Annotated in this window: 24 protein-coding genes; 9 read left to right on the top strand and 15 right to left on the bottom strand. The window is 68.1% G+C overall.

Annotated elements, in window-relative coordinates; translation table 11 throughout:
* Nucleotides 1-70 precede the first annotated feature (70 nt).
* From FOZ70_RS03090 to FOZ70_RS03055, 8 genes are all read left to right on the top strand, one after another.
* Nucleotides 71-1993, top strand: a complete 1923-nt coding sequence (locus tag FOZ70_RS03090; RefSeq protein ID WP_219704931.1) for an extracellular solute-binding protein — start codon at nt 71-73, stop codon at nt 1991-1993.
* Nucleotides 1994-2005: 12 nt separating this feature from the next.
* Complete coding sequence (locus FOZ70_RS03085; protein ID WP_059495886.1) at nt 2006-3058, top strand: ABC transporter permease subunit; 1053 nt, start codon at nt 2006-2008, stop codon at nt 3056-3058.
* The gene (locus FOZ70_RS03080) at nt 3012-4124 is read left to right on the top strand and encodes an ABC transporter permease (RefSeq protein ID WP_175851306.1); all 1113 of its coding nucleotides are present in this window, start codon (nt 3012-3014) and stop codon (nt 4122-4124) included. The genes FOZ70_RS03085 and FOZ70_RS03080 overlap by 47 nt, the downstream gene beginning before the upstream one ends.
* On the top strand, nt 4124-5773 hold the full coding sequence (locus tag FOZ70_RS03075) for a dipeptide ABC transporter ATP-binding protein (RefSeq protein ID WP_124624505.1): 1650 nt from the start codon (nt 4124-4126) through the stop codon (nt 5771-5773). The genes FOZ70_RS03080 and FOZ70_RS03075 overlap by 1 nt, the downstream gene beginning before the upstream one ends.
* On the top strand, nt 5766-7217 hold the full coding sequence (locus tag FOZ70_RS03070; RefSeq protein ID WP_219704930.1) for a TldD/PmbA family protein: 1452 nt from the start codon (nt 5766-5768) through the stop codon (nt 7215-7217). Before FOZ70_RS03075 ends, FOZ70_RS03070 begins: the two co-directional genes overlap by 8 nt.
* A complete protein-coding gene (locus tag FOZ70_RS03065) occupies nt 7217-8578 on the top strand; it encodes a metallopeptidase TldD-related protein (RefSeq protein ID WP_219704929.1) in 1362 nt (453 codons plus the stop codon). The genes FOZ70_RS03070 and FOZ70_RS03065 overlap by 1 nt, the downstream gene beginning before the upstream one ends.
* 21 nt (nt 8579-8599) lie before the next feature.
* Entirely contained in the window at nt 8600-11761 is a 3162-nt protein-coding gene (locus FOZ70_RS03060; RefSeq protein WP_219704928.1) for a multidrug efflux RND transporter permease subunit, read from the top strand.
* Between the two features lie 123 nt (nt 11762-11884).
* Complete coding sequence (locus tag FOZ70_RS03055) at nt 11885-12532, top strand: glutathione S-transferase family protein (RefSeq protein ID WP_219704927.1); 648 nt, start codon at nt 11885-11887, stop codon at nt 12530-12532.
* 108 nt (nt 12533-12640) lie between these two features.
* Here FOZ70_RS03055 and FOZ70_RS03050 read toward each other — a convergent pair whose 3' ends face one another.
* The 14 genes from FOZ70_RS03050 to FOZ70_RS02985 all read right to left on the bottom strand — a co-directional run bounded on the left by FOZ70_RS03050 (nt 12641) and on the right by FOZ70_RS02985 (nt 23618).
* The gene (locus FOZ70_RS03050) at nt 12641-13549 is read right to left on the bottom strand and encodes a PHB depolymerase family esterase (protein WP_346656382.1); all 909 of its coding nucleotides are present in this window, start codon (nt 13547-13549) and stop codon (nt 12641-12643) included.
* 206 nt (nt 13550-13755) lie between these two features.
* Nucleotides 13756-14010 carry a GlsB/YeaQ/YmgE family stress response membrane protein gene (locus FOZ70_RS03045; RefSeq protein WP_124923572.1) on the bottom strand — a complete coding sequence of 85 codons (255 nt, stop codon included), beginning with the start codon at nt 14008-14010 and terminating at the stop codon, nt 13756-13758.
* Between the two features lie 231 nt (nt 14011-14241).
* Entirely contained in the window at nt 14242-14553 is a 312-nt protein-coding gene (locus FOZ70_RS03040; protein WP_048022765.1) for a hypothetical protein, read from the bottom strand.
* Nucleotides 14553-14924 (bottom strand): hypothetical protein, encoded by a 372-nt coding sequence (locus FOZ70_RS03035; protein WP_048022763.1) that lies wholly within the window; start codon nt 14922-14924, stop codon nt 14553-14555. The genes FOZ70_RS03040 and FOZ70_RS03035 overlap by 1 nt, the downstream gene beginning before the upstream one ends.
* 52 nt (nt 14925-14976) lie before the next feature.
* Entirely contained in the window at nt 14977-15225 is a 249-nt protein-coding gene (locus tag FOZ70_RS03030; protein WP_021160952.1) for a CsbD family protein, read from the bottom strand.
* Nucleotides 15226-15585: 360 nt separating this feature from the next.
* Nucleotides 15586-16119, bottom strand: coding sequence for a chalcone isomerase family protein (locus FOZ70_RS03025; RefSeq protein ID WP_219704923.1), 534 nt, complete (start codon nt 16117-16119; stop codon nt 15586-15588).
* Between the two features lies 1 nt (nt 16120).
* On the bottom strand, nt 16121-17338 hold the full coding sequence (locus tag FOZ70_RS03020; RefSeq protein WP_219704922.1) for a cyclopropane-fatty-acyl-phospholipid synthase family protein: 1218 nt from the start codon (nt 17336-17338) through the stop codon (nt 16121-16123).
* Nucleotides 17335-18189, bottom strand: coding sequence for a DUF1365 domain-containing protein (locus tag FOZ70_RS03015; RefSeq protein ID WP_219704921.1), 855 nt, complete (start codon nt 18187-18189; stop codon nt 17335-17337). Before FOZ70_RS03015 ends, FOZ70_RS03020 begins: the two co-directional genes overlap by 4 nt.
* Nucleotides 18186-19493, bottom strand: coding sequence for an FAD-dependent oxidoreductase (locus FOZ70_RS03010; RefSeq protein WP_219704919.1), 1308 nt, complete (start codon nt 19491-19493; stop codon nt 18186-18188). The genes FOZ70_RS03015 and FOZ70_RS03010 overlap by 4 nt, the downstream gene beginning before the upstream one ends.
* Nucleotides 19494-19584: 91 nt before the next feature.
* A complete protein-coding gene (locus FOZ70_RS03005) occupies nt 19585-20196 on the bottom strand; it encodes a lipocalin family protein (RefSeq protein ID WP_059495909.1) in 612 nt (203 codons plus the stop codon).
* A gap of 8 nt (nt 20197-20204) precedes the next feature.
* Nucleotides 20205-21305 carry a class I SAM-dependent methyltransferase gene (locus FOZ70_RS03000; RefSeq protein ID WP_060155124.1) on the bottom strand — a complete coding sequence of 367 codons (1101 nt, stop codon included), beginning with the start codon at nt 21303-21305 and terminating at the stop codon, nt 20205-20207.
* Nucleotides 21302-22135, bottom strand: a complete 834-nt coding sequence (locus FOZ70_RS02995) for a DUF1295 domain-containing protein (protein WP_104767911.1) — start codon at nt 22133-22135, stop codon at nt 21302-21304. The genes FOZ70_RS03000 and FOZ70_RS02995 overlap by 4 nt, the downstream gene beginning before the upstream one ends.
* A gap of 155 nt (nt 22136-22290) precedes the next feature.
* Nucleotides 22291-23025, bottom strand: a complete 735-nt coding sequence (locus tag FOZ70_RS02990) for an anti-sigma factor (RefSeq protein ID WP_048022756.1) — start codon at nt 23023-23025, stop codon at nt 22291-22293.
* A complete protein-coding gene (locus FOZ70_RS02985) occupies nt 23022-23618 on the bottom strand; it encodes a sigma-70 family RNA polymerase sigma factor (protein WP_042975896.1) in 597 nt (198 codons plus the stop codon). Before FOZ70_RS02985 ends, FOZ70_RS02990 begins: the two co-directional genes overlap by 4 nt.
* 283 nt (nt 23619-23901) lie before the next feature.
* Here FOZ70_RS02985 and FOZ70_RS02980 point away from each other — a divergent pair, with 283 nt between their 5' ends.
* The gene (locus FOZ70_RS02980; RefSeq protein WP_165581777.1) at nt 23902-24429 is read left to right on the top strand and encodes a lipocalin family protein; all 528 of its coding nucleotides are present in this window, start codon (nt 23902-23904) and stop codon (nt 24427-24429) included.
* A 169-nt stretch (nt 24430-24598) separates the two neighbouring features.
* On the opposite strand, the gene FOZ70_RS02975 is transcribed toward FOZ70_RS02980, so the two are convergent.
* On the bottom strand, nt 24599-25258 hold the full coding sequence (locus FOZ70_RS02975) for a carbonic anhydrase (protein WP_021160963.1): 660 nt from the start codon (nt 25256-25258) through the stop codon (nt 24599-24601).
* Between the last annotated feature and the right edge of the window lie 76 nt (nt 25259-25334).

Raw genomic sequence — 25334 nt, 5'->3', positions numbered from 1 at the left:
CATGCGGCGTCCGGCACAGGCATCGACCGTGCGCAGGCAGCGCGCCCGCACGCTTCCGGACAGACCGACCATGAGACTGTTGAATGGGCGACGGGCACGCGTGCCGCGCCACTCGCACCTGACGCGCCTGCATGCGCGGACACGTGCTGCCACACGCGCCGCGCTGCTTGCGTGCGCCGCGTGGCTCGTGTCGGGTGGCGTCATGCCGCAGGCCGCGCTCGCCGTGCCGGCAATCTCGCAATACGACCATCCGAAGTATCCGCCGGGCTTCACACATTTCGACTACGCGAATCCGGACGCGCCGGACAGCGGCACGCTCGATTTCGAAAACTACGACGAAGCGCAAAGCTACGACTCGCTGAACCCGTTCCTCGTGCGCGGCTCGCCTGCGCCGGACATCAAGAACCTGATGTTCGACACGCTGATGCAGCGCAGCTGGGACGAGCTCGCATCCGAATACGCGCTGATCGCCGACGACGTCGAGGTCGCGCCCGACGGGCTGTCGGCGACGTTCCATATCGATCCGGCCGCGCGCTTCTCGAACGGCGACCCGATCACCGCGGCCGACGTCAGGTATTCGTTCGATACGCTGACGAGCCCGCAGGCCTCGCCGCTGTACAACGCGCAGTTCTCGATCATCAGGCGTGCGGTGGTCGTCGACGGCCACACGGTGCGCTTCGAGTTCAAGCACGCGGAGCGCGACGCCGCGCTGATCGCGGGCGACCTGCCGGTGTTCTCGCCGAAGTGGGGCATGCGTGCGGACGGCACGCGGCCGCCGTTCGACCAGATCGCGACGGTGCCGCCGATCGCGAGCGGCCCGTACCTGATCGAGCAGCGCAAGAACGACAAGCAGATCGTCTATGTGCGCAACCCGCACTACTGGGCGGCGAACCTGCCGTCGCGACGCGGCATGTTCCGCTTCGCGCGCGTGTCGTTCAAGCTGTACCTGGATCAGTACACGGCGCTCGAGGCATTCAAGGCCGGCGACATCGACGCGCGCATGGAATACAGCGCGACGCAGTGGGCGCGCAAGTACGTCGGCAAGAACTTCCGCAACGGCATGCTCAAGCGCGGCGAGTTTCCTGACGGCCCCGCGCAGATGCAGGGCTTCCTGATGAACATGCGCAAGCCGATGTTCCAGGACGTGCGGGTGCGGCACGCGCTCGCGCTGGCGTTCGACTTCGACTGGATGAGCCGGATGATGTTCTACGGGCAGTATCGCCGTACCAACAGCTTCTGGGAGGCGAGCCCGTTCGCGGCAACCGGCATGCCGAGCGAGAAGGAGTGCGCGTTGCTCGAACCGTTCCGCTCGACGCTGCCCCCGGAGGTGTTCGGCCCGATGGTTCGGCAGCCGTCGACGCTGCCGCCCGGCTCGTTGCGCGAGAACCTGAAGCAGGCGCGCGACCTGCTCGCGCAGGCCGGCTGGTTTTACCGCGACGGCGCGCTGCGCGACGCGAACGGCACGCCGATGACGATCGAGATCATCGACGACCAGCCCGGCATGGACCGCCTGATCCTGCCGTACACGCAGGCGCTCGCGATGCTCGGCATCCACGCGTACCTGCGCGAGATCGACAGCGCGGTCTACCTGAAGCGGCTCGACAACTTCGAGTACGACATGACGACGTACATCTACCTTCCCGTGACGATCCCGGGTGCGGAGCTGACGCGCCGCTTCGGCAGCGCGGCCGCGTCGCAGCCGGGCTCCGAGAACTATCCGGGCGTGAAGTCGAAGGCCGTCGATGCGCTGATCCGCGCGGCGCTCGCCGCCGACACGCTCGACGATCTCGAGACGGCCACGCACGCGCTCGACCGCGTGCTGATCAACCTGTATGCGCTGATTCCGCAGTACTACCTGCCGAATGCGCGGATCGCGTACAAGGCGACGCTCGGCCACCCGGCGATCGTGCCGGACTCCTATCAGTATGAAGACTGGATCATCGACTACTGGTACGTGAAGCATCCGGCGGCGAAACCCGCGCCGGCAGCCTGACGGGGAACGACGATGCTGGCATACATACTCAGGCGGTTGCTGCTGATGGTCCCGACGCTGATCGGGGTGGTGACGATCACGTTCGCGGTCACGCAGTTCGTGCCGGGCGGCCCGGTCGAACAGGTGCTCGCGCAGCTGCGCCACGGCAGTGCGCGCGGCGGGGAGGCGGGCGGCGCAGGCGGCGGCTACCACGGCAGCCAGGGCGTCGACCCGCAGCAGATCGAACAGATCCGCAAGCAGTTCGGCTTCGACAGGCCGCCGCTCGAACGCTACGTGCTGATGCTGAAGAGTTATGCGACGTTCGACCTCGGGCAGTCCTATTTCGCGCATCGCAGCGTGTGGGCCGTCATTCGCTCGAAGCTGCCGGTGTCGATCACGCTCGGGATGTGGACGGTGATCCTCACGTACCTGGTGTCGGTGCCGCTCGGCATTGCGAAGGCGGTGCGCAACGGGTCGCGGTTCGATACCGTGACGAGCGTGCTGGTGCTGGCCGGCTACGCGGTGCCGGGCTTCGTGCTCGGCGTGCTGCTGCTGATGCTGTTCGGCGGCGGCACGTTCTGGCAGGTGTTCCCGATGCGCGGGCTCACGTCCGACAACTTCGACGACCTGACGCTGATCGGAAAGGCGCTCGACTATCTGTGGCACATCGTGATGCCGGTGACGGCGTCGGTCGTCGGCAACTTCGCGATCGTCACGATCCTCACCAAGAACACGTTCCTCGAGGAGATCGGCCGGCAATACGTGCTGACCGCACGCGCGAAGGGCGCGCCCGAGCGCGACGTGCTGTGGAAGCACGTGCTGCGCAACGCGGCGATCCCGCTGCTCACCGGGCTGCCGGCCGCGTTCGTCGGCGCCTTCCTGAACGGCAACCTGCTGATCGAGACGCTGTTCTCGCTCGACGGCATGGGGCAACTGTCGTACGACTCGGTGATCCGCCGCGACTATCCGGTCGTGCTCGGCTCGCTGTTCCTGTTCACGCTGATCGGCCTGCTGACCAAACTCATCGCGGATATCTGCTATGTCCTCGTCGACCCCCGTATCCAGTTCAACCGCCTGGACCACTGACCGGGCATGCGCCGCGTGCGCGGCCTCGCCGTCGCCGTGGCGGCGCACGTGGTCGCGTTTTCGCGCACAGCCGCTCGGCTACTGGAGCCTCGTGATCTTCGCGGTGCTGTTCGTGCTCAGCCTGGGCGCGAACCTGCTGTCGAACGACCGGCCGCTGATCGTGCGCTACGACGGGCACTATTACTTCCCGATCGTGAAGGACTATCCGGAGACCGCGTTCGGCGGCGATTTTCCCGCGATGACGAACTATCTCGACCCGTACATCCGCACGAAACTCGAGTCGCACGGCAATTTCGCGCTTTATCCGCCGAACCGCTATCGCTACGACACGATCGACTATTTCGCGTCGCGGCCGTATCCGGCGCCGCCGTCGGCCAGCAACTGGCTCGGCACCGACCAGTTCGGGCGCGACGTGCTCGCGCGGCTGCTGTACGGGTTCCGGCTGTCGGTGCTGATGGCGTTCGCGCTGACGGTATCGGGCGTGCTGGTCGGCGTGCTCACCGGCGCGCTGCAAGGCTTCTACGGCGGCCGTACCGACCTGGTCGGCCAGCGCCTGATCGAGATCTGGAGCGCGCTGCCCGACCTGTACCTGCTGATCATCTTCGCGTCGATCTTCACACCGTCGCTGTGGCTGCTGTTCGTGCTGCTGTCGATGTTCGGCTGGCTCGTGCTGTCCGACTACGTGCGCGCCGAATTCCTGCGCAACCGCGCGCTCGACTACGTGAAAGCGGCACGCACGATGGGGCTCACGAACGCGCAGATCATCTGGCGCCACGTGCTGCCGAACAGCCTGACGCCGGTGATCACGTTCCTGCCGTTCCGGATGAGCGCGGCGATCCTGTCGCTGACGAGCCTCGACTTCCTCGGGCTCGGCGTGCCGCCGCCGACGCCGAGCCTCGGCGAACTGCTGCAGGAGGGGAAGAACAACCTGGACGCGTGGTGGATCTCGATCGCGGCGTTCGCGGCGCTGGTGGTGACGCTGCTGCTGCTCACCTTCATGGGCGATGCGCTGCGCAACGCGCTCGACACGCGCACGCGCGGCTCGGCATTCGGCGGAGGGCGATGATGACGAGACCGTTGCTGCAGATCGACGGGTTTTCCGCGCATTTCGGCGCGAACGCGGCCGTCCAGGACCTGAACCTGTCGATCGGCCGCGGCGAGCGCGTGGCGCTCGTCGGCGAGTCGGGGTCGGGCAAGAGCGTGACCGCGCTGTCGATCCTGCGGCTCGCGCAGCAGGCGACGCTGTCGGGGCGGATGCTGTTCGACGGCGAGGACCTGCTCGCGAAGACCGAGCAGCAGATGCGCGGGATCCGCGGCGCCGATATCGCGATGGTGTTCCAGGAGCCGATGACGGCGCTCAATCCGCTGTATACGATCGGCAAGCAGATCGCCGAGAGCCTGCGGCTGCACGAGGGGCTGCGCCCGGGTGAAGCGCGCGAGCGCGGGATCGCGCTGCTGCGCCGCACCGGGATTCCCGAGCCGGAGCGGCGTATCGACAGTTTTCCGCACCAGCTGTCGGGCGGGCAGCGGCAACGCGCGATGATCGCGATGGCGCTGGCGTGCCGGCCGCGGCTGCTGCTCGCGGACGAGCCGACCACCGCGCTCGACGTGACGGTGCGCCAGCAGATCGTCGAGCTGCTGATCGAGCTGCAGGAGCGGGAGGCCGCCGAGCGCGGGATGGCCGTGCTGCTGATCACGCACGACCTGAACCTCGTGCGGCGCTTCGCGCAGCGTGTGGCCGTGATGGAGAAGGGCGTGCTGGTGGAGACCGGCACGACCGCCGGGCTGTTCGCGGCGCCGCAGCATCCGTACACACGCCGGCTGCTCGACAGCGCGCCGCAACGGGCGGTCGAGCCGGTCGCCGCCGGCGCGCAGACGATCCTCGACGTGCGGCAACTCGCCGTCGACTACCGCATCGCGGCAAAGGGCTGGCGCTCGGTGCTCGGCAAGACGACGTTCCGCGCCGTGCACGACGTGCAGTTGAGCCTGAAGCGCGGCGAAACGCTCGGGATCGTCGGCGAGTCGGGTTCGGGGAAATCGACGCTCGCGTCGGCGGTGCTCGGCTTGCAGCGGCCGGCGTCGGGCGGGATCGAGATCGACGGCATGCCGCTCGCGTCGCTGCGCACGACGCAGGGCCGGCGCACGCTGTACGGGCGCATGCAGGTGGTGTTCCAGGATCCGTTCGGCTCGCTGTCGCCGCGCATGACGGTCGAGCAGATCGTCGGCGAAGGGCTGGGCGTGCACCGGCCACAGGTAACCGGCGACGCACGGCGGGCGCGGATCGCCGCGCTGCTGCAGGAGGTCGGGCTGCCGGCCGAGGCGATGCTGCGTTATCCGCACGAGTTTTCCGGCGGGCAGCGGCAGCGGATCGCGATCGCGCGGGCGCTGGCGGTGGAGCCGGAACTGCTGGTGCTCGACGAGCCGACCAGCGCGCTCGACGTGTCGATCCAGAAGCAGGTGCTGAATCTGCTGACGAATCTGCAAAAGAAGTACAAACTCAGCTACCTGTTCATCACGCACGATCTGGCGGTGATGCGCGCGATGGCCCACCGGGTCATCGTGATGAAGGCGGGGCGCGTGGTCGAGGAGGGCGAGACGCTCGACGTGCTGCACGCGCCATCCCATCCGTATACACGGGCGCTGCTCGCGTCGTCCATGCCGGCGCCGACGCCGGCGCGCGGCCCGGAGCAGAGGCAAGAGAGAACCGATGATTGACGAGAACCGGGCGCCGGGCGCCCGAGCCGTACAGGCGGCGCAGGCGCTGCGCAGCGACGCCGATTTCTGGTCGCTGCGTATCGTCGACGAGACGATCGACGAACATGCGGTGCGCAACGACGTCGCGCAGCCGTTCTCGCGCACGCGCGAGCGCGGCGCGATGCTGATGGCGCGGGCCGGCACGGGCGCGGGTTATGCGGCGACGCCCGACCTGTCCCCGGCCGGGCTGCAGGCGGCGCTCGACATCGCGACCGCGCGGGCACGGGCCAGCGCGCCGTGGGCGCTGGTCGATCATCGCCAGGCCGCGCGCCCGCAGACGAGCGGCACGTATGCGTCGCCCGATGTCGACGCGGCGCTGCCGTCGCGCGCGGAATGGATCGACCGTCTCGCGCACGAATGCGCGGCGGCGAACCTCGGCGCGCGCATCGTCGAGCGCGCGGCGAGCGTGATGATCGTCGACACCGAGCAGTGTTACCTGACGAGCGACGGCGTCCGGATCGACCAGCGGTTCCGCTTCCTGATGCCCGAGCTGCACGCCGTCGCCCACGGCGACGGCGACACGCAGACGCGCTCGCTCGGTCAATCGGGCACGCTGGCGCAGGGCGGCATCGACGTGCTGGCGCGCTACGGCTTCGACGGCGCCGGCGCGCGCGTCGCCGACGAGGCGCTGCAGCTGCTCGCCGCGCCGAACTGCCCGACCGGCCGGCGCGACCTGTTGCTGATGCCCGACCAGATGATGCTGCAGATCCACGAATCGATCGGCCATCCGCTTGAACTCGACCGGATCCTCGGCGACGAGCGCAACTTCGCCGGATCGAGCTTCGTCAGGCCGGAGATGGTCGGCCACTACCAGTACGGCTCGCCGCTGCTGAACGTCACGTTCGATCCCGAGCCGGCCGCCGAAGCCGCGTCCTACGCATTCGACGACGACGGCACGCCGGCGCGCAAGCAGTACCTGATCCGCAACGGCGTGCTCGAACGGCTGCTCGGCGGGGCGCTGTCGCAGCAGCGTGCGGGCCTGCCGGGTGTCGCCAATTCGCGCGCGTCGAGCTGGAACCGCGCGCCGATCGACCGGATGGCGAACCTGAACGTCGAACCCGGCGACCAGTCGCTCGATGCGCTGGTCGCGGGCACCGAGCACGGGATCCTGATGCGCACCAACACGTCCTGGTCGATCGACGACCACCGCAATAAATTCCAGTTCGGTTGCGAATTCGGGCAACTGATCGAGAACGGCCGGCTCACGCAGGTCGTCAAGCGCCCGAACTACCGCGGCATCTCCGCGCAGTTCTGGCGCAGCCTGCGCGCGGTAGGCGACGCGGGCACGTTCGGCATCTACGGCACGCCTTATTGCGGGAAGGGCGAGCCCGCGCAGATCATCCGGGTTGGCCATGCCGCGCCGGCCTGCGTGTTTGCCGATGTCGACGTATTCGGAGGCGCGTGATGACGGGATTCGATCCGATGGCACGCCGCGCCGGCATCGACTGGCATGCGCATTTCACCCGGCTCGCCGACGAGGCGCAACGGCTGAAGGCGCCGGCCGAAACCGTCCTGCTCGGTTTCTCGAGCGAAACGTCCGACTTCGTCCGCTTCAACGGCGGCAGGATTCGCCAGACCGGGCGCGTCACGCAGGGGCGATTGTCCGTGCGGCTCGTCGACGGGGCGCGGCAAGCGCACTCGGCGCTGACCGTCTGCGGCGATCCGGCGGCCGACCTGCCCGAACTGGCCGCCGCGCTGGCCGTGCTGCGCGACGGCCTGCGCGATGCGCCGGACGATCCGCACCTGCTGTTCGATACCTCGTCGTGGCTGCAGGAAACCCACCGCACCGGGCGCCTGCCGGATGCGGACGGGCTCGCGCGCGTCGTGGCCGAATGCGCGCGCGGTTTCGATTTCGTCGGCTTCTACGCGGGCGGCACGCTGGCGCGCGGCTTCGCGTCGTCGACCGGCAGCCGCGGCTGGTACGAGGTCGAGAACTTCAACTTCAGCTGGTCGCTGTACGACCCGAGCGGACGGGCGATCAAGACCGCCTACGCAGGCGACGACTGGAGCGATGCGGCGTTCGCCGCCCGCGTCGAGGCGGCCGCCGCGCGGCTGCCCGTGCTCGGCCGCACGCCGAAGGCGCTTGCGCCCGGACGCTACCGCGCGTATTTCGCGCCGGACGCCGTTCACGAGATGACGAGCCTGCTCGGCTGGAGCGGCTTTTCGGCGCGTGCGCTGGCGAGCGCCCGCAGCCCGCTGCATCGCCTGTACGCCGGCGAGGTCGCGCTCGATCCGCGCGTGTCGATCACCGAGGATTTCTCGCTGGGCATCGCGCCGGCGTTCAACGCGGACGGCTACCGGCGCGACAGCGTGCCGCTCGTCGTCGGCGGGCGCGGGGAAGGGCAGCTCGTGAGCGCACGCACCGCGCGCGAGCACGGGCGTGTGCCGAACGGGGCGGACAACGGCGAATCGCCGCAGTCGCTGACGATCGCGGGCGGCACGCTCGCGGATGCCGACGTGCTGGCCGCGCTCGACACGGGGCTCTACGTCGGCAACCTCTGGTACCTGAACTTCTCGGACCCGATTGCCTGCCGGATGACGGGGATGACGCGCTTCGCGACGTTCTGGGTCGAAGGCGGGCGCATCGTCGCGCCGGTCGACGCGATGCGGTTCGACGACAGTTTCTACCGGCTGTTCGGATCGGAGCTCGAGCAGCTCGGCGCGACGCCCGCGCTGCTCGCGAACGACGACACGTACGGCGAGCGCGCCACCGGAGGCGCGCAGCTGCCGGGGCTGCTCGCGCGCGCGTTCGAACTCACGCTGTAGCGCGGCTGCCGGTACTCGCCGATGCCGTCATTCTTCATCGACCGTCCCGTCTTTGCGTGGATCGTCGCGCTCGCGATCGTCGTCGCGGGCGTGCTGGCCATTCCGCAATTGCCGATCGCGCAGTATCCGCGCCTGGCGCCGCCGCGGGTCGTGGTCACCGCCTCTTATCCGGGCGCGTCGACCGAGACGGTCGATGCCGACGTCGGCAGCGTCATCGAGGAAAGCCTCGACGGCGCCGACGGGCTGCTGTACTACGAGACGAGCAGCGACGGCCACGGCAACCTCGAGATCGACGTGACGTTCTCGCCCGGCACCGATCCGGACATCGCGCTCGTCGACGTCAACAACCGGTTGAAGCAGGTCGAGCCGCGGCTGCCGCAGCAGGTCGTCCAGCAGGGGATCGGCGTGTTCAAGGCGGCGAACACGTTCCTGATGCTCGTCACGCTGACGTCGACCGACGGCACGCGCGATTCCGCGCAGCTCGGCGATTACCTGAACCGCTACGTGCTGCGTGAGCTGAAGCGCGCGCCGGGTGTCGGGGCGGCCGAGCTGTGGGATGCCGACGAGGCGCTGCGGGTCTGGCTCGATCCCGTGAAGTTGCGCGAATACGATCTCGGCGCCGACGACGTGATCGCGGCGATCAGCGCGCAGAACGCGACGGTCACGGCCGGCGCGATCGGCGACGCGCCGTTCGTGCACGGCCAGCAGCTGACCGCGACGGTCGTGGTCAAGGGGCAGCTTGCGTCGCCCGAGGAGTTCGGCCGGATCGTGCTGAAGTCGAAGCAGGACGGTTCGGCGGTGCGCGTCGCCGACGTCGCGCGCGTCGAGATCGGCCGCGACGACTATTCGTTTTATTCGCGGCTGAATGGCCGGCCGGCCGCGACGGTCGGCATCCAGCTCGGCCCGCGCGGCAACGCGCTCGAAACGTCGAATGCGATCCGCGCACGGCTCGCCGAGCTGTCGCGGACGCTGCCGCCGGGCATCGCGGTCGAGATTCCCTTCGACGGCGCCCATTTCGTCAAGATCGCGATCCACGAAGTCGTGCTGACGCTCGTCGAGGCCGTCGTGCTGGTGTTCTGCGTGATGTGGCTGTTCCTGCGCGACCTGCGCTACACGCTGGTGCCGACCGTCGTGATTCCGATCACGCTGATGGGCGCGTTCGTCGCGATGTGGGCGTTCGGGTTGTCGATCAACGTGTTCACGATGTTCGGCCTCGTGCTGGCGATCGGCATCCTGGTCGACGATGCGATCGTCGTCGTCGAGAGCGTGCATCGCGTGATGGAAGAGGGCGTATCGCCGCGCGACGCCACACGCCGCGCCATGAAGCGGATCGGCGGGGCGATCGTCGGCGTGACTGCCGTGCTGACCGCCGTATTCGTGCCGATGGCGTTTTTCCCGGGCAGTGTCGGCGGCATCTACCGGCAGTTCGCGGTGGCGATGATCGCGTCGATGCTGGTGTCGTCGTTCATGGCGCTGTCGCTCACGCCCGCGCTGTGCGCGAACCTGCTGAAGCCGGTCGCGCGACACGGCGGCGGAACCGGCCGGGCGACGCGACGCGGCATCGGCGCGCGTCTGGCCGACCGGTTCGGTGCGGCCTTCGCGCGCGCCGAATCCGGCTATCGCCGCGTCGCGGTGTTTGCCGTGCGCCGCACCGGGATGGTCGTGGCCGTCTATGCGGCACTCGTGCTCGCATGCGGGCTGCTGTACTGGATGATGCCGGGCGGCTTCCTGCCCACCGAGGATCAGGGGCAACTGCAGGTGATGATCCAGTTGCCGGCGGGCGCCACGCAGGCGCGCACGCTCGCGGTCGTCGAGCGTGTCGAGGCGATCCTGCGCGCGGAGCCGGCGATAGCGAACGTGACGAGCGTGATCGGCTGGAGTTTCGCGGGCAGCGGGCAGAACGTCGGGATGGCGTTCGTGGAACTGAAGGACTGGGCGCAACGCGACGTCGACGCGATGGCGTTGCGCGACCGGCTCAACGCGCGTTTCGGCGCGATCCTCGACGGCGACGTCGAGGCGGCGCTGCCGCCTTCGGTGCGCGGCATCGGGCATTCCGACGGATTCACGTTCCGGCTCGAGGATCGCGGCGGGGGCGGGCTCGACGCGCTGAAGGCGGCCCGCGCGCAGCTTGCCGAGCGTGCGAAGGCGGATCCGCTGCTCTCGGCCGTGCATTTCGAAGACCTGCCGGACGCACCGCGTATCGAGCTCGACGTCGATCGCGCGAAGGCGTATGCGCTCGGCGTGCCGTTCGAGCGGATCGCCGGGCTCCTGGGCGGCACGTTCGGTTCGAACTACATCAACGACTTTCCGGCGTCGGGCCGGATGCGGCGGGTGATCATCGAGGCCGACCCGGTTGCGCGCGCGACCGACGCGCAACTGATGGCGCTGACCGTCCCAAACCGCACCGGCGACATGGTGCCGCTTTCGGCGCTTGCCGCGCCGCACTGGACGATCGGCCCGGTGATGCTGAACCGGTACAACGGTTATCCGTCGCTCGACATCAGCGGCCGGGCGGCGACCGGCACGAGTTCGGGCGCGGCGATGGTGGAGATGGAGCGGCTGGCCGGTGCGCTGCCGGCCGGGATCGGGTTCGACTGGGTCGATGCGGCGCGCGAGGAGCAGGTCGCCGCCCGGCAGACGCCGCTGCTCGTCGGGTTGTCGGTGCTCGCGGTCTTCATGGCGCTGGCCGCGCTGTACGAAAGCTGGACGATTCCGCTGTCGGTGCTGACGATCGTGCCGCTCGGCATGATCGGCGCGATCGCGGCGGCACTCGTGCGCGGCATGCCGAACGACGTGTACTTCAAGGTCGGGATGATCACCGTGGTCGGGCTGGCGGCGAAGAACGCGATCCTGATCGTGCAGTACGCGCGCGATCTGGCCGGTCATGGCGTGCCGCTGCGGCAGGCGGTGGTCGATGCGGCCGCTGCGCGATTCCGGCCGATCGTGATGACGTCGATGGCGTTCCTGCTCGGTGTCGTGCCGCTCGTGCTGGCGACGGGCGCCGGGGCGGAAAGCCGGCGATCGATCGGTACGGGCGCGTTCGGGGGTGTGCTGGCGGCAACGGTGTTCGGGCTCGTGTTCGCGCCGGTGGCGTTTCGTGTCGTGGCGTCGGCCGGGCGACGCGGCCGGCGTGCGGCGGTGGCGACGCGCGACGATCGTCAGGCTGAGGCGGTGGGGGAGTGACGACGTGCCACGCAGTGCCGGCAGGTGTTTTTCGTGCGTTGCGTTGATTGAATGCGATCGTCGTGCGGACGTCTCGCAGACGGCGCGATGCTCAATTCGAATTTCAGGGGACGGATTCAAACGATGTCCTACGTTCTGTATTACTCGCCCGGTGCGGCCAGCATGGCCGTGCACTGGATGCTGATCGAACTCGGTGTGCCGTTCGAAACGCGTCTCGTCGATATCGATGCGGGTGCGCAGCATACGCCCGAGTACCTGCGGATGAATCCGGCCGGCAGGGTGCCGACGCTGGTCGTCGACGGCATACCGCGGACCGAATCGGCCGCCTTGCTGATGCTGCTTGCCGAACGCCATCCGCAGCCGTCGCTGGCTCCCCATCCGGGCGCGCCCGAACGTCCCGAGTGGTTCGAGATGATGGTCTGTCTGGCCAATTCGGTATTGCCTGCGATGCGAAACTGGTTCTATGCGGAGACGGATGGCGATCCGCGATGCGCCGAGATGGTGAAGGCGTTTTCGCGGGGGCAAATCGAGGAATCGATGGCGCATCTCGACAATCTGTTGTCCGACGGTCGTTCGTACCTGATCAACAATCGGTTGAGTACGGCGGACTTCCTTGCGTTGATGCTCATGCGCTGGACGCGCAACATGCCGCGCCCGGCAACGACATGGCCGCATCTTGCGAGGTACATACAGCACCTTCGCGGGATGCCGACGTTTGTCGAGTTGAATGCGCGGGAAGGGTTGACTGAGTGGATGAATCCGGTTTCTTGAGTGTTCTTGAAAAGTGACGCAGCAGTCGATTGGGGGGCTGCTCGTCTGTTTGAGCAATACCCGCGGTCCTGCCTCGAACGACGTGAGACCGGCGGCGAATATCCGGCGTCAGGTGCCCGCGCTCGTCGGAGCGTCGCGGCGGCGGTATCTGAAAAACGACCACAACATCGCGGTCGCGTCCGGGCCCTCCGCCGCGTGAAACGGCACGCGAGCGTCGCCGCCGCTCCACGCGTGACCGAGCCTGCGTACGATGCAGACACGCACGACGCAGCGGCCGCTGCGCCGATGGTCGATCACCAGCCGGTCGCCTCGATCCGACACGGTGCGCGTACCGCTGATGGGTTCACCCTCCGCGTCGATGAAACGATTGACACGCAACCACTGGCGCGCGGCCTGTTCCGCGTTGATTTTCGCAACGACGCCGTCCCGTTCGCCATGCACGATCAGCGCCGGCATGCCGGGGTAGTCCCGCACGCAGACGGCCGCATCGATGAGTTGCACCGGGTCGCTGCGGCTGCCGTACTGCATCACCTTCAATGCGTCGAGCGACGAGCGGGCAGCCGCCGAAACGGCGCCCGAATGAAGCGCTACGGCCGCAAATAGCGTCGGGGCGTGCAGCGCGAGTTGCGCGGCAAGCCCGGCGCCGGCGGACATGCCCGCGACGTAGACGCGGGCGGGATCGAACGCGTGCTGCCGGACGATCGCCCGGATCAGCGACGCGATCGCATCCGCGTCGGAGCCGGCGGTCGGCTCGGGCGGGTCGAACCAGTTCCAGCAGCGATGGGGGTGCCTGCTTTTCGATTGTTCGGGCAAGAGCACGGAGAAGCCGAAACGATCGGCGGCACGATCGATCCGCGTGCCGAGCGCGAACGACTCGGCCGTCTGCTTGCAGCCGTGAAGCATGACGACGAGCGGGCCATGGCGCGGCGCGTTTCGCGGACGATACAGCGAGTAGGTGACGTGATTGACGAAACGGCCGGGCGCCGGCAGCGACGAGAAGAACGAGCGGGCCCACACGCCGTCGGTGGACAGCGCGGGCTTGCGGGAAGCGGGCTTCGTTCGCGGGGCCGCTGTGCGCCGCGTCGCCGTTCTCTTGGGCAGCGAAGCGAACGGATTCAATCTCAGCCAATGACTCACCGGTTTTCGCGGCATGATCGGTAAGCGGCATGCGGGGTCGCATGCCGGATGGTGACGAAGAACACGCGGTCGGCCGTCAGACCCCGTCAGACCGCGCGATTGAACAGACGGATCACGAACAGCAGGATCACGGCGCCGATGACGGCGATGACGATCGAGCCGAGAATGCCGCTTAAGCCGATGCCGAGCAACCCGGCGAGCCAGCCGCCGATCACCGCGCCGACGATGCCGACCACGATGTCGATCAGCAAGCCGAAGCCTCCGCCCTTGACGAGTACGCCCGCGAGCCATCCTGCGACTGCGCCGATGATTAGCCATACGATCAAACCATGTACATCCATGATGTTTCCCCTCTCCTTTGGATCGATGGCAGATTCGTGAAACGGGATCTGCCCGACCGTCCGCGCAACGGGACAGAACGCGAAACGGAATTGCTCGTTTTTGCACTACCCTGAAGCCGCCCAGCCCGATTGAAGTGGTCCGAAGAAATCGGACCGGTCAGCCGGCCGGGCCTCTCGTGGAAGCGGCCGCTCCGGCACTCGCCCGGACGTTTCGCGCGGGTCTGCGCCGGTTTACTTCTCCACCATGTCCCGCGTCATTCGCCCGATCAACGCGACCAGCCCGGCGCGAACGGCCGTCGTCACGATGCGCCGCGGCCCAAGGATCACGAAACCGGCCAGCGCCACCGCGACGGCCGCGACGGCCGAGCCGCCGAGGGTCGGCAGCTTCATCGCCGGATAGTCCGCGATGTCGCCGGAACGCGCTCGCCGGGCCGTTTCGACGACGTGGTTCGACGCGGACAGTTCGGCCCGGGTCGCCGCCATGCGGGCCAGCAGGACACGCCGCCTCGATTCCGGCGAACCATCGGAGATTCGTCGTTTCATCACAGGCTCTCTCTGGCGGTCTGGATGTCGCGCTGCAATTCCTCGGTCAGGACGGAAAACGTGCCGTGTTTGTCACGCATGCGCACCGCCGCAAAGGAGGCGATCGACACGCACACCCAGAACCCGGCGACGACCCATGACGTCTCGATCAAATACGGCGTTCGTGCGGCGCTGACGATCGCCGCCACGCACACGAAAGCCAGTCCGAACGTCACGCTCAGGCCGAGCAACGCATACAGCATCAGATCGCGCAGGAAGTACTTCCTGGCGAGGTCGAATTCGATTGCCGCGAGACCCGCGTAGTCGGCCAGACGCGCGACCGAGAATTGCGCGACATCCTGCCATTTCCTGATTCTCGAAAGCAAAACCATGACATGCTCCGATGATGACCTCAACGCATGCCGTCGGGCTCGTGACAGCCGATCAGCGCTTCGACCACATTGCGCCGATGATGAAACTCACCGCTGCGACGGTCGCCAGCGTCGCAATCGGATTGCTTGCGGCAACGTCGCGCACCTGCTCGAGCGCCTCGCCATAGGTTTGCTGAACCGCGCCGGCCACCTGGCGCGCTTTTCCGTCGAATTGCATGTCGGCACTTCCCGTGGCGTCACCCACCGCCTCCTGCGCTTTGCCCGCCAGCTTCTGCACCGTGCCTTCCGTCTTTTCGAACATGATCGACCTCGTCGTTCAATCGGGTTGCGTGACCATTGGGACAATGCTGGATCACATTCGTGACGCCATTCGATATCCCGGGGCTCAGTGTAGAGGGGGCGCAGCGTGCAGGGCATGTTCAAATGCACTGGGCGGCGTAGTGCATTTGAGGGGGCGCGCGGGTGCGCAGCAGGTGTGCGCCCGCGAGCAGCCCCGCACGGAACGTGCCAATCCAGCGTTGCCGGTGCGCGGTGCTCGGGACGCAGACGAGCCAGCCGGCCCGCGACAGCATGAGACAGGCGGCGGTTTCGGCGATGGCGGAATGGCTCCGGGGCCGATCCGTGAGATGCGCGACGGTGGCGATCGTTGCGCGTTCCGCCGTCAACGTGCGGTGTCGCCGAGCAACTGGCGGCGCAACGATTGTGCACGGGTGCGCGGATCGAGCCAGATGTCGAAGAAGGCGCGCGCGAAGACCGGATCGGGGATGTCGGCCGTGAGGCGGCCGTTCGTGTAGAAGCGCGCACCCTGATCGGGCAGGTAGACGCCGCAGAGTACGTCGCCGCGCACGACGTCGGTAAATGCCCGTGCGATGTCGGCGCGCCACGCGTCGCGGGTCGCCGCGGGCAGCGGTGCGCGCGCGAGGCGCTCGATTTCGGCCATGCCGGTGGCGACGAGCCGCGCGCCGCTCACGTCGTGGCGATACGTGAGCGAAAGTGCGAACGGCGTGTCGAATCCCGCGGGCGGGTGGGGCGCCCACAGCTGCGCGTCGTACAGACAGACGCCGAATACGCAGAATTGGCCGGCCCCGATCATCCGTGCCGACGCGACCTCGTCAACGCAACGCGCGCCGGCCTCCGGCGCCGCGGAAAGCACCGCCGCCAGCGCGAGGATCGCAGCCCGGTGTCTCGCGTTCATGTCAGCGTGCCGACGACACGACGAAATGCATCACGTCGGTGCGCCGCTCGGCGAACCCCGCCTCGCAATAGGCGAGGTAAAGCCGCCACGTTCGGATGAAGGTCTCGTCGAACCCCAGTGCACGCACGGCGTCGACGTGATCCTCGAATGCCTCCCGCCAGGCGCGCAACGTGCGTGCGTAGTCGAGTCCGAACGCGAGCACCGGCTCCGCGGCGAGACCCGCGCGGCCGGCCGCGTCGACGAAGCGCTCGGCGCTCGGCAGCATGCCGCCCGGAAAGATGAACTCGCGAATGAAGTCGCTCGAAGCCCGGTAGGCCTCGAACTGCGGCTCGGCGATCGTGATCGACTGGATCAGCGCCCGCGCGCCTGCCTTCAGATGCTCCCCGAGCGTGTCGAAATACACCGGCCAGAACGCTTCGCCCACGGCCTCGAACATCTCGATCGACACGATCGCGTCGTACTGTCCGTCGATGTCGCGGTAGTCGCGCAACTCGACCGTCGCGCGATCGGACAGCCCCGCACGCGCGATGCGCTCGACCGCCAGCGCGTATTGCGCCTGCGAGATCGTCAGCGCACGCACGCGGATGCCCTGGCGTGCGGCGTACATCGCGAAGCCGCCCCAGCCGCAGCCGATCTCGAGCACGTGCATGCCGGCGCGCAGCCCGAGCGATGCGACGATGCGTTGATATTTCGCCGCCTGCGCATCGGCGAGCGAGCGCCGCTCGTCGCCGTCGAAGCAGGCGCTCGAATACGTCCACGTGTCATCGAGCCACAACCCGTAGAAGCGGTTGCCGAGATCGTAATGCGCGTGGATGTTGCGGCGGCTGCCGGCGCGTGTATTCATCCGCAGCCGGTGGCGTAGCGCATACCAGAGGCGGGCGACGCGCCCGCCCGTCAGCGTCTGCGCGATCGCCGGCTCGTTGCGGATCGCCAGACGCAGCAGCGCGACGAGGTCGGGGGTGTCGACCTGGCGTGCGCGATACGCTTCCGCGAACCCGATGTCGCCCGCGCGCAGGATCGCGCGGCACGCCCGCCAGTCGCGGATCTGCAGCGTCGCGGCCGGCTGGCAGTGCGGATCGCCGAACACGTATTGCGCGCCTTCGGGCGTCACGAGTATCACGTGGCCGTGCCGCAGCCGCCGCAGCAGCGCGACGAACAACCGCGAAGAAAGCGGCAGCGCGGGTTGCGATGCATTCGATAACAGGCGCAGCAGGGTCATGGGCGGACCTCGTGGTCGGACACCGCAGGGCGGCAGGGCGGCGACACCCGTGCCGACGGAGGCGGCGGTGCATCGGCGCAGGACGGCCGGGCAGGGGGCGTCCTGCCGTGGAACGGCACGCGCTTGAGCCAGAGCCGCAGCGCCTGCCAATGGATCCGGACGATCACACCGATCGCGTTGAACGGCTGCCGCGCGAGCGCGCGCCACGCCCGCGCGGCGCTCAGCGGGCCGGCCTGCATGACGAGCGCCGTCCGCAGCAGCAGGCCGTCATCGTCGCGGTAGTCGATGGCGACCCGCAGGTGGTCGCCGCGCTGGCGCACGCGAAACGCGTATGTCCCGACGACGTCGCAAAACGGCGATACGTGAAACGTCTTGCGGCAGACGAGGACGGTGTCGTCCCCGATCGGCACGTGCCGCCTCGCGCTCAGCAAGTAGCCGTGGTGCGCGCCGAACGTATTGCGCACATCGGCGTACAGCGCGCGAAGGCGACCCGCGCGGTCGTAGCAGTACCAGAAGCTCACGGGGTTGAACGCATGGCCGAAGAGGCGCGGGATCGTCTGCAGCCAGATCGGGCCGTCGGCCGGAATGCCGGCTTCGGCGAGGCGGGCGCGCAGCCACGGCGCAAGCGGCTGGCCGTCACGCGGCCCGTAGTCGCGCGACGCGAGTCCGAACGGCCGCCAGCGATCGACGCCGAACCAGTTGCCGTCGATCTCGTGAAGTCGCTCGATATCGCAGCAGATCTGGAACAGCGGATACGTGAACGCATGGTGCACGGGCCGCAGCCGCTCGTGCATCACGTGCCCGACGAGCAGCCGCGCGGCGCTGCCGTCGCTCGCGAACGGCGCGTTCATGACGTGGCCCAGGCCGGCTTTACGCCGAAGTCGCCGGCCACGCGCAAGGCGGATTTCAGGCCGTCTTCATGAAAGCCGTAGCCCGTCCACGCACCCGCGAACCACGTGCGGCGCTGCCCCTGCAGCGCGGGCAGGCGTTGCTGCGCATCGACGGCGGCGAGATCGAGCAGCGGATGCTCGTAGTCGTAGCGGCCGAGCTGCGTGCCGGGCGCGGGCGCGTCGACGGGATTCAGCGTGACGACGACCGGAGTGCGGAAAGGCAGCGGCTGCAGCTGGTTGATCAGGTAGCTGACACACACGGGCGATACGCCGCCGGCGGCCGGCGCCGCACGGCGGCTCAGGTAGTTCCACGCCGACCAGACGCGCCGCCGGCGCGGTAGCAACGCCGTATCGGTATGCAGCACCGCGACGTTGCGCTGGTAGCGCACGGCGCCCAGCACGCGGCGCTCGGCGTCGCTGGTGTCCGCGAGCAGCCGCAGGCTCGTCGGCGCGTGGCACGCGAGCACGATGGCGTCGAACCGCTCATGGCCGGCCGCGTCGGTCGCCACCGTGACGCCGTGATCGTCGCGCCGAATCGTGCGGACCGGCGTGTTCACGCGTACGTCGTCGAGCGTCGCGGCGATGCGCTCGACGTACTGCCGCGCGCCGCCGGCGATCGTGCGCCAGGGCGGTCGGTCGTTGACCTGCAGCAGCGCGTGGTTCAGGCAGAAGCGCAGGAACGTCGCCGCCGGAAACCGCAGGATGTCGTCGGCCGCGCTCGACCAGATCGCGGCCGCCATCGGCAGCAAGTAGTGCTCCTGGAACGAGGTGCCGTAGCCGCCCGCGGCGAGCAGCTCGCCGACCGACAGACGCTGGCGGTGTGCCGTTTCGAGGTGATGCTGCGCGGACGCGTTGAAGCGCAGGATGTCGCGCAGCATGCCGAGGAACGACGGCGAGAACAGGTTGCGGCGTTGCGCGAATACCGTGTTGAGATTGCTGCCGGCCCATTCGAGCCGGCCGCCGTCGATCGAAACCGAGAACGACATGTCGCTCGGATGCGCGGCCACGCCGAGTTCGGCGAGCAGCGCGATCAGGTTCGGATAGGTCCGGTCGTTGAACACGAGGAACCCGGTATCGACCGGGTGGCGCGCGCCGTCGAGTTCGACATCGACGGTGTGCGTGTGGCCGCCGAGGTAGCCGGCCGCCTCGAACAGCGTCACGCGGTGACGACGGGCCAGCAGGTAGGCGCTCGCCAGGCCGGCGATGCCGGCGCCGACGACGGCGATCCGCCGCCCGGGCGGCAAGGCAGTGAGGGGCTGGTGCATCGCGAAGGGTCTCCGTCAGGCGGGTCGGCGGTCTCGGGAACGGTTTTTCAAGATACGGAGCAAAGCGGTCGGCGGATGCGCCGGGCCCGCTTCAGTCGCGCTCGCCGGGCGAGGCGAAGCCCGGTTGACCGATCTGTCCGGGTGTTTGCGGCACGCGCCTGAAGCGCGACGTGTCGTAGCCCATCGCATCGAGCCGCGCGAGCAGCGAGCGATACGTCGCGTCGTCCATCGTCGGCTCGCGCGAGAAGATCCATCCGAGCGTCTTGCCCGGGTAGCCGAGGATCGTGTAGCGGTAGTCGGGATCGACATAGAGCGTCAACTGCGTGACGTATACCGGCCAGAACAGCCGCACGCGCCATTCGCCGCCCCCGCTGCCGGGCTTTGCCGTATCGACGAAGCGATAGCGTTTCTCGGGTCGGTCGAAGCCGCCCTTGCGGCCGACGAACACGTCGTCGATCCGGCCGTCCTCGCGCAGCGTCCACTCGGCGCGGCTGCCCACGTAGTTGCGTTCCGCGAAATACGGGATGTTCGCGATCACGTACCAGCGGCCCATGTAGCGCGGCAGGTCGACGGCCACGCTCGACAGGGGCACGGCTGCGCGCGGATTGGTGTTCGGCGCGTTGCCCGAGCAGCCCGCGGCGATGGCGAGCGCAAGACCGGCCGCGAGCATGGCGGCGAAACGGCGGACGATTGGGTACGGCATGACACGTCTCACGCGCGTACGGGCCGCTTGTCGAACAGGTAGTGCGCGATGCCCCATTCCTGGCCGCCGGCATAACCGAACAGTTCGGCGACGGCCATGTAGAACATTCGCCAGCGCTGGAACCAGATCCGCGCGTCGGCGCCGTAGACCGTTTCGAAAATCGGCATGATCCGGCCGCGCGCGGCATCGAGCGAAGCGAGCCAGTGGTTGGCCGTGCGGGCGTAGGCGGTGCCGTCGATCCACCATTGGCGGTCGAGGCGGACGTCGTCCTGGAACCGCAGCAGCAGATGGGCCGACGGCATCGTGCCGCCGGTGAAGAAATGACGCGACATCCAGTCGGTGTCGTCGCGCACCGCGAAATGATAGGCGAGCAGCTTGTGCGCGAAGACGTGCACGAACAACTTGCCGTCGTCGTGCATCCAGCGTGCGATTTTCGCCAGCAGTTGCCCGTAGTTCTTCATGTGCTCGAACATCTCGATCGACAGCACGCGGTCGAAACCCGCTTCGCCGGGCGCGAAATCGAAGTCCACCACGTTGCCCGTGACGATCCGCAGATTGGTCAGCCCGCGCCGGGCCGCGCATTGCTCGATGAAGTTCCGCTGACCGTGAGCATTCGACAGCCCGACGATCCGCGCGTGCGGATAGCGCTCGGCGAGCCACAGCGACAGCGATCCCCAGCCGCAGCCGAGATCCAGGATGCGCTGGCCGTCCGCGAGGCCGGCCCGCTCCGCGTAAAGCGACAGCATGGCGTCCTCGGCTTGCGCGAGCGTTTCGTTGCCGTGCGGGTAATAGCCGCACGAGTATTTCAGCCGGGGGCCGAGATGGGCTTCAAAGAACGCGCCGGGCACTTCGTAATGCTGCGTGTTGGCCGCATGCGTGTCGATCGCGATGGGGCTCGCGTTCAGTTCGTGCACCAGCCGGTCGAAGGCGGCCGTGCGTCGCTCGCCGTCGAACAGATGTTCGTCGCGCAGGCGCTGCCGCAGCAGCGTGCGCATGCCGGCGCGGATCAGCGGATCCGGCAGCCAGCCGCGTTCGCAGCAGCGAATCAGCCAGGTGTCGCCGGGGGCAGGCATCCGGGCGGGCGACGGTTGCGAGGCGGTGGCGGTCATGAGCGCGTACTCCTGTCTTCTGGATGGTCGGGGCGGGCAACGGGCGGTGGTGCGGCCGGCCTGGGCGGCCACGGAACGAGGGCGCTGGTCGTGAGCATGTATTCCCGGTAGCCCGGCCGCGTTCGCACGAGATGCGCCTCGAGTAGCGGCAGGCCGGAGACCCTGAGCAGCAGCCACGCCATCAGGAACGGCGGCATCAGCGTGAGCCAGCCCCACGGCATGCCGATCGCGAGCGCCGCGTATGCGCACCAGTGCAGGCATTCGAAGAAGTAGTTGGGGTGCCGCGAATAGCGCCACCAGCCCACTCGACAGACGCGGTCGCGGTGCCCGGGGGCGGCGAGGAAGCGCTTGAGCTGCCGGTCGGCGGCGGCCTCTCCGGCCACGGCGACGAGCCAGATCGAGACGGCCGCGACGGCTGCGGACCGGGACGGCGCGGCCGGACTGTATGCCGGCACGAAGAACGCGACCGACAGCAACATCGAGATCAGCGCCTGCAACTGGAACAGCCAGAACATGTTGCGCGGCGCGGCGTCGCCCCATTGCAGGCGGAACTGCCGATAGCGCCGGTCCTCGGGCTGCCGGCGGTTGCGACGCCACAGGTGCCGCGCGAGCCGCAGCCCCCAGATGCCGCCGCCTGTCGCGACGAGTGCGCGGTTCAATGCCGGGCCGGTGCCGAGCCCCGCGACGAACACGGCCATGCCGCCGAGCGTCACTGCCCAGACCGGGTCGATCATCCCGGCATTCCGGGATCGCAACTGGCTGATCCACACCGCCGTGAACGACAGAAACAGTCCGACGAAAGCGAGGAGGGCAACGGCGACGGCATGCATGCGGGCGGCTCCGGGGACGCGATATCCGTCATATACGGAGCCGAAGGCCAAACGGATGAATCGGGATGCGCCGCGACCTGCGCGCGGGCGACAGGGGCACGCACCGCGCTCACCCTCGACGGACGGTTGTCCGCCGCAGGTTGGCGCGGCGCCTGTTATGCCGCGTGCATTGCCCCGGTGGCGAGCACCGGACCCGTGGGTTGACCGCTCGGCGAGCCGCCGCGCGGCTCGATCGACACGGCGAGCACCGCCCGTGCGCTGAACTGCGCGACGATCGCGGGCGGCAGCGTCATCGACGCGGGTGCGTCCGGCGTGAATACGCCGAGCGAGATCGGCTTCGCATTCGGCGGAATAAGCCAGAGCTCGGCCGAGCGATTCGCGGCGATCGTCGGCTTGTCCGCCGGCACCACGACCATCCGGGCGCGGCGCAGGTCGACGGTGGCGGTCCAGTGTGCGACGCCGTCCGACCGTGCGATCGTGGCCACCATGTAGCTGCCCTCGACAGCTGCCACGCGCGGTGGCGCTTCGCTCACCAGGATCAGGTTGAACGCGAGCAGTCCGAGCGCGGCCAAGCTCGCGCCAAGGCCGACCCAGCGCCACAGTCGCAGGCTGTTCCACCATCCGCCCGATGGCGTGGCGCCGCGAGCGGCCGGCGGAACGAGGAAGCCGAGGTCACGCTGGATTCTCGTCCAGACCCGGCCGGGCGGGGCGACGCGTGCGATGTCTTCCGCGAGCGGTGCGAAGCGGCGCTGCCAGCGCTCGAGCGTCGCCTGCAACAGCGGATCGCGTGCGGCGGACTCCTCGAGTGCGTGCCGCGCATCGGCGTCGAGCACGCCGAGCGCGTATTCCGCGCAGCGCAATTCGGGATCGTGATCGGCTGGCGTATTCATTGCTCGAGACATACCTTCAGCTGCATCAGGCTGCGCCGGATCCAGCTTTTCATGGTTCCGAGAGGCACACGCAGTCGCGCTGCGAGTTCGCTATAAGTCGCGCCGCTGAAAAAAGCCTCGCGTATTGCGCGGCCCTGATCCGGATCGAGCCGCTCGAGGCACCGTTCGAGGCGTTGGCGCTCCTGGCTTGCTTCCGCGAGCGCGGCGGGCGTCGGATCCTCGTCGGGGAGATCCAGCACCTGCTCTTCGTCGAGTTGCGCCTCGCGATGCTGCCGTAACCGGTCGATCGTCCTGTTGCGCGCCAGCGTGGTCAGCCACGTCATCGCACCGCCGCGTGCCGGGTCGAATGCGTCAGCGCGTCGCCACACGGCCGTGTAGACATCCTGGAGCAGATCCTCGGCTTCCCCGCGATCGTGAACCATGCGCAGGATGATGCCGAACACCCGCGACGAGGTCAGCCGGTACAGCTCGGCGAAAGCCGCCTGGTCGCCGCTCGCGACCTGCGACATGACCTGATTCAGGTGCTCGCGACGCACGGCATCCGCGTCGGTTGACGGGGCGAAGCGCTCGGCACCATCCGGCGTGTCGTTCATGCTGAAGAAATGGCGAGGATCGCCATGGCGTGAATGTCGAGCGAAATATAGCACTGCCGGATGCACTTGATCGAGCAATCGCCGGCGGACCCGCTGAATGTCGTGCATGGTGGCGAACCGTATGAAGACGTTGCAGCGAGATACGAACGAATCGCCCGCCGGGATGCAACCGGCCGCCGTCACTGCGGCGGGGTGGTTGCGTGCACAATGGCGTGATTTCCTGGCCGGGAGGGAGTCAATGAAGCGATCTGTCCTTTGTACGTCGTCCGTGAGGACCACTTCCATGGCGCTGGCTGGAGCGGCGCTGTTGCTCGCGGGATGCGCGGGCCTGGCGGGAGGCGAGAGCGGCAACGCCCAGGTGCCGCAGCCGGCCAAGGCGGTCGATCTTGATCGCTATGTGGGTAGATGGTATGAGTTCGCGCGCTATGAAAACCGCTTCGAGCGCGGTTGCGACGGCGTGACGGCCGATTATGCGAAGCGGGAAGACGGCCTCGTCGACGTGCGCAATACGTGTCGCGAAGGCGGGCCGGGCGGCCGCGCACGAAGCTCGGACGGACGGGCGAAGATCGTGGCGAACAGCGGCGACGCGAAACTGAAAGTGTCGTTCTTCGGGCCGTTCTTTTTCGGCAACTACTGGATACTCGATCACGCCGACGACTACTCGTGGTCGATCGTCGGCGAGCCGTCAGGGCGATTCCTGTGGATCCTGACGCGCGTCGCCAGGCCGTCGACCGAGCAAGCCGACGCGCTTGTCGAGCGCGTGCGGACGCTCGGCTACGACACGATGATGCTGCGGCGCACTGCGCATTAGCCCGACTGCATGGGCAGCCATGCATCCGCGGCCGCGTCACGCTCGGGAGAACGTCGGGCACCGCGTGCGTTGTTGTCGGTGACGATCGTGAAGGAGAGGAGCGGGGCCCGGTCTGTTCGGGAGCGGGGGCGTGTTCGCCCCCGACTCTGGGCGCGAGCTGTCGGGGAGACTAGACCTGCCCGCGATCGCGCGAGCTCACGGCGACTACCGTAGGCGACTCGGCGAGCGAGACAAAGCTTCGGGTGACGCCGTCCAGCGCATCTATGTTGCCTGTCTCGATGTCGTAAACCCAGCCGTGCAGATTCATGCGCCCCTGTTCGAGGGCGAGCGCCACGGACGGGTGAGTGCGCAGATTGGCGAGTTGCGCGATCACGTTTTCGCGCACGAGCCCGTCGAGCTTCGCGCGAGGCGTGTCGTATTCATGCGCGGCGTTGATGACTTTAGCGGCGTCGGCATGACGCAGCCAGTTCGCGACCGCCGGCAGATGATCGAGGCAGGTGCAGCGTGAAATCGCGCCCATCGCACCGCAATCGGAGTGACCGCAGATCACGATATCGCGAACGCCGAGGACGGCGACCGCGTATTCGACGGTGGCGGACACGCCGCCGGGCTCGGGGCCGTAGGACGGCACGATGTTGCCTGCATTGCGGATCACGAACAGTTCGCCCGGCTCGCGCTGCGTGAGCAATTCGGGCACGACGCGACTGTCCGAGCACGTGACAAACAGTGCCTTGGGGTTCTGTGATGTGGCGAGCTGCTTGAAGAGCCCAGCCCGTTGCGGATAGATGTCGCGCTGGAAACGAAGAAAACCGTCGATGACGTCACGCATGTTTGCTCCCGGGGTACAGATTCGATATACCGGCGTAGCAAAGACGGGTACGCTCGCGCGGCGGGCAATATTATGC

The sequence above is a fragment of the Burkholderia sp. COPS genome, assembly GCF_019425585.1.
In the GTDB taxonomy this organism is placed as follows: Bacteria; Pseudomonadota; Gammaproteobacteria; order Burkholderiales; family Burkholderiaceae; genus Burkholderia; species Burkholderia cepacia.
The sequence above is the reverse complement of the archived record's forward strand: the minus strand, read 5'-3'. Positions and strand labels throughout refer to the sequence as shown.

Coding starts and splice junctions, on each gene's coding strand:
- FOZ70_RS03090 (WP_219704931.1), top strand. CDS start 71: ATGAGACTGTTGAATGGGCGACGGGCACGCGTGCCGCGCCACTCGCAC.
- FOZ70_RS03085 (WP_059495886.1), top strand. CDS start 2,006: ATGCTGGCATACATACTCAGGCGGTTGCTGCTGATGGTCCCGACGCTG.
- FOZ70_RS03080 (WP_175851306.1), top strand. CDS start 3,012: ATGTCCTCGTCGACCCCCGTATCCAGTTCAACCGCCTGGACCACTGAC.
- FOZ70_RS03075 (WP_124624505.1), top strand. CDS start 4,124: ATGACGAGACCGTTGCTGCAGATCGACGGGTTTTCCGCGCATTTCGGC.
- FOZ70_RS03070 (WP_219704930.1), top strand. CDS start 5,766: ATGATTGACGAGAACCGGGCGCCGGGCGCCCGAGCCGTACAGGCGGCG.
- FOZ70_RS03065 (WP_219704929.1), top strand. CDS start 7,217: ATGACGGGATTCGATCCGATGGCACGCCGCGCCGGCATCGACTGGCAT.
- FOZ70_RS03060 (WP_219704928.1), top strand. CDS start 8,600: ATGCCGTCATTCTTCATCGACCGTCCCGTCTTTGCGTGGATCGTCGCG.
- FOZ70_RS03055 (WP_219704927.1), top strand. CDS start 11,885: ATGTCCTACGTTCTGTATTACTCGCCCGGTGCGGCCAGCATGGCCGTG.
- FOZ70_RS03045 (WP_124923572.1), bottom strand. CDS start 14,010: ATGGATGTACATGGTTTGATCGTATGGCTAATCATCGGCGCAGTCGCA.
- FOZ70_RS03040 (WP_048022765.1), bottom strand. CDS start 14,553: ATGAAACGACGAATCTCCGATGGTTCGCCGGAATCGAGGCGGCGTGTC.
- FOZ70_RS03035 (WP_048022763.1), bottom strand. CDS start 14,924: ATGGTTTTGCTTTCGAGAATCAGGAAATGGCAGGATGTCGCGCAATTC.
- FOZ70_RS03030 (WP_021160952.1), bottom strand. CDS start 15,225: ATGTTCGAAAAGACGGAAGGCACGGTGCAGAAGCTGGCGGGCAAAGCG.
- FOZ70_RS03025 (WP_219704923.1), bottom strand. CDS start 16,119: ATGAACGCGAGACACCGGGCTGCGATCCTCGCGCTGGCGGCGGTGCTT.
- FOZ70_RS03020 (WP_219704922.1), bottom strand. CDS start 17,338: ATGACCCTGCTGCGCCTGTTATCGAATGCATCGCAACCCGCGCTGCCG.
- FOZ70_RS03015 (WP_219704921.1), bottom strand. CDS start 18,189: ATGAACGCGCCGTTCGCGAGCGACGGCAGCGCCGCGCGGCTGCTCGTC.
- FOZ70_RS03010 (WP_219704919.1), bottom strand. CDS start 19,493: ATGCACCAGCCCCTCACTGCCTTGCCGCCCGGGCGGCGGATCGCCGTC.
- FOZ70_RS03005 (WP_059495909.1), bottom strand. CDS start 20,196: ATGCCGTACCCAATCGTCCGCCGTTTCGCCGCCATGCTCGCGGCCGGT.
- FOZ70_RS03000 (WP_060155124.1), bottom strand. CDS start 21,305: ATGACCGCCACCGCCTCGCAACCGTCGCCCGCCCGGATGCCTGCCCCC.
- FOZ70_RS02995 (WP_104767911.1), bottom strand. CDS start 22,135: ATGCATGCCGTCGCCGTTGCCCTCCTCGCTTTCGTCGGACTGTTTCTG.
- FOZ70_RS02990 (WP_048022756.1), bottom strand. CDS start 23,025: ATGAATACGCCAGCCGATCACGATCCCGAATTGCGCTGCGCGGAATAC.
- FOZ70_RS02985 (WP_042975896.1), bottom strand. CDS start 23,618: ATGAACGACACGCCGGATGGTGCCGAGCGCTTCGCCCCGTCAACCGAC.
- FOZ70_RS02980 (WP_165581777.1), top strand. CDS start 23,902: ATGGCGCTGGCTGGAGCGGCGCTGTTGCTCGCGGGATGCGCGGGCCTG.
- FOZ70_RS02975 (WP_021160963.1), bottom strand. CDS start 25,258: ATGCGTGACGTCATCGACGGTTTTCTTCGTTTCCAGCGCGACATCTAT.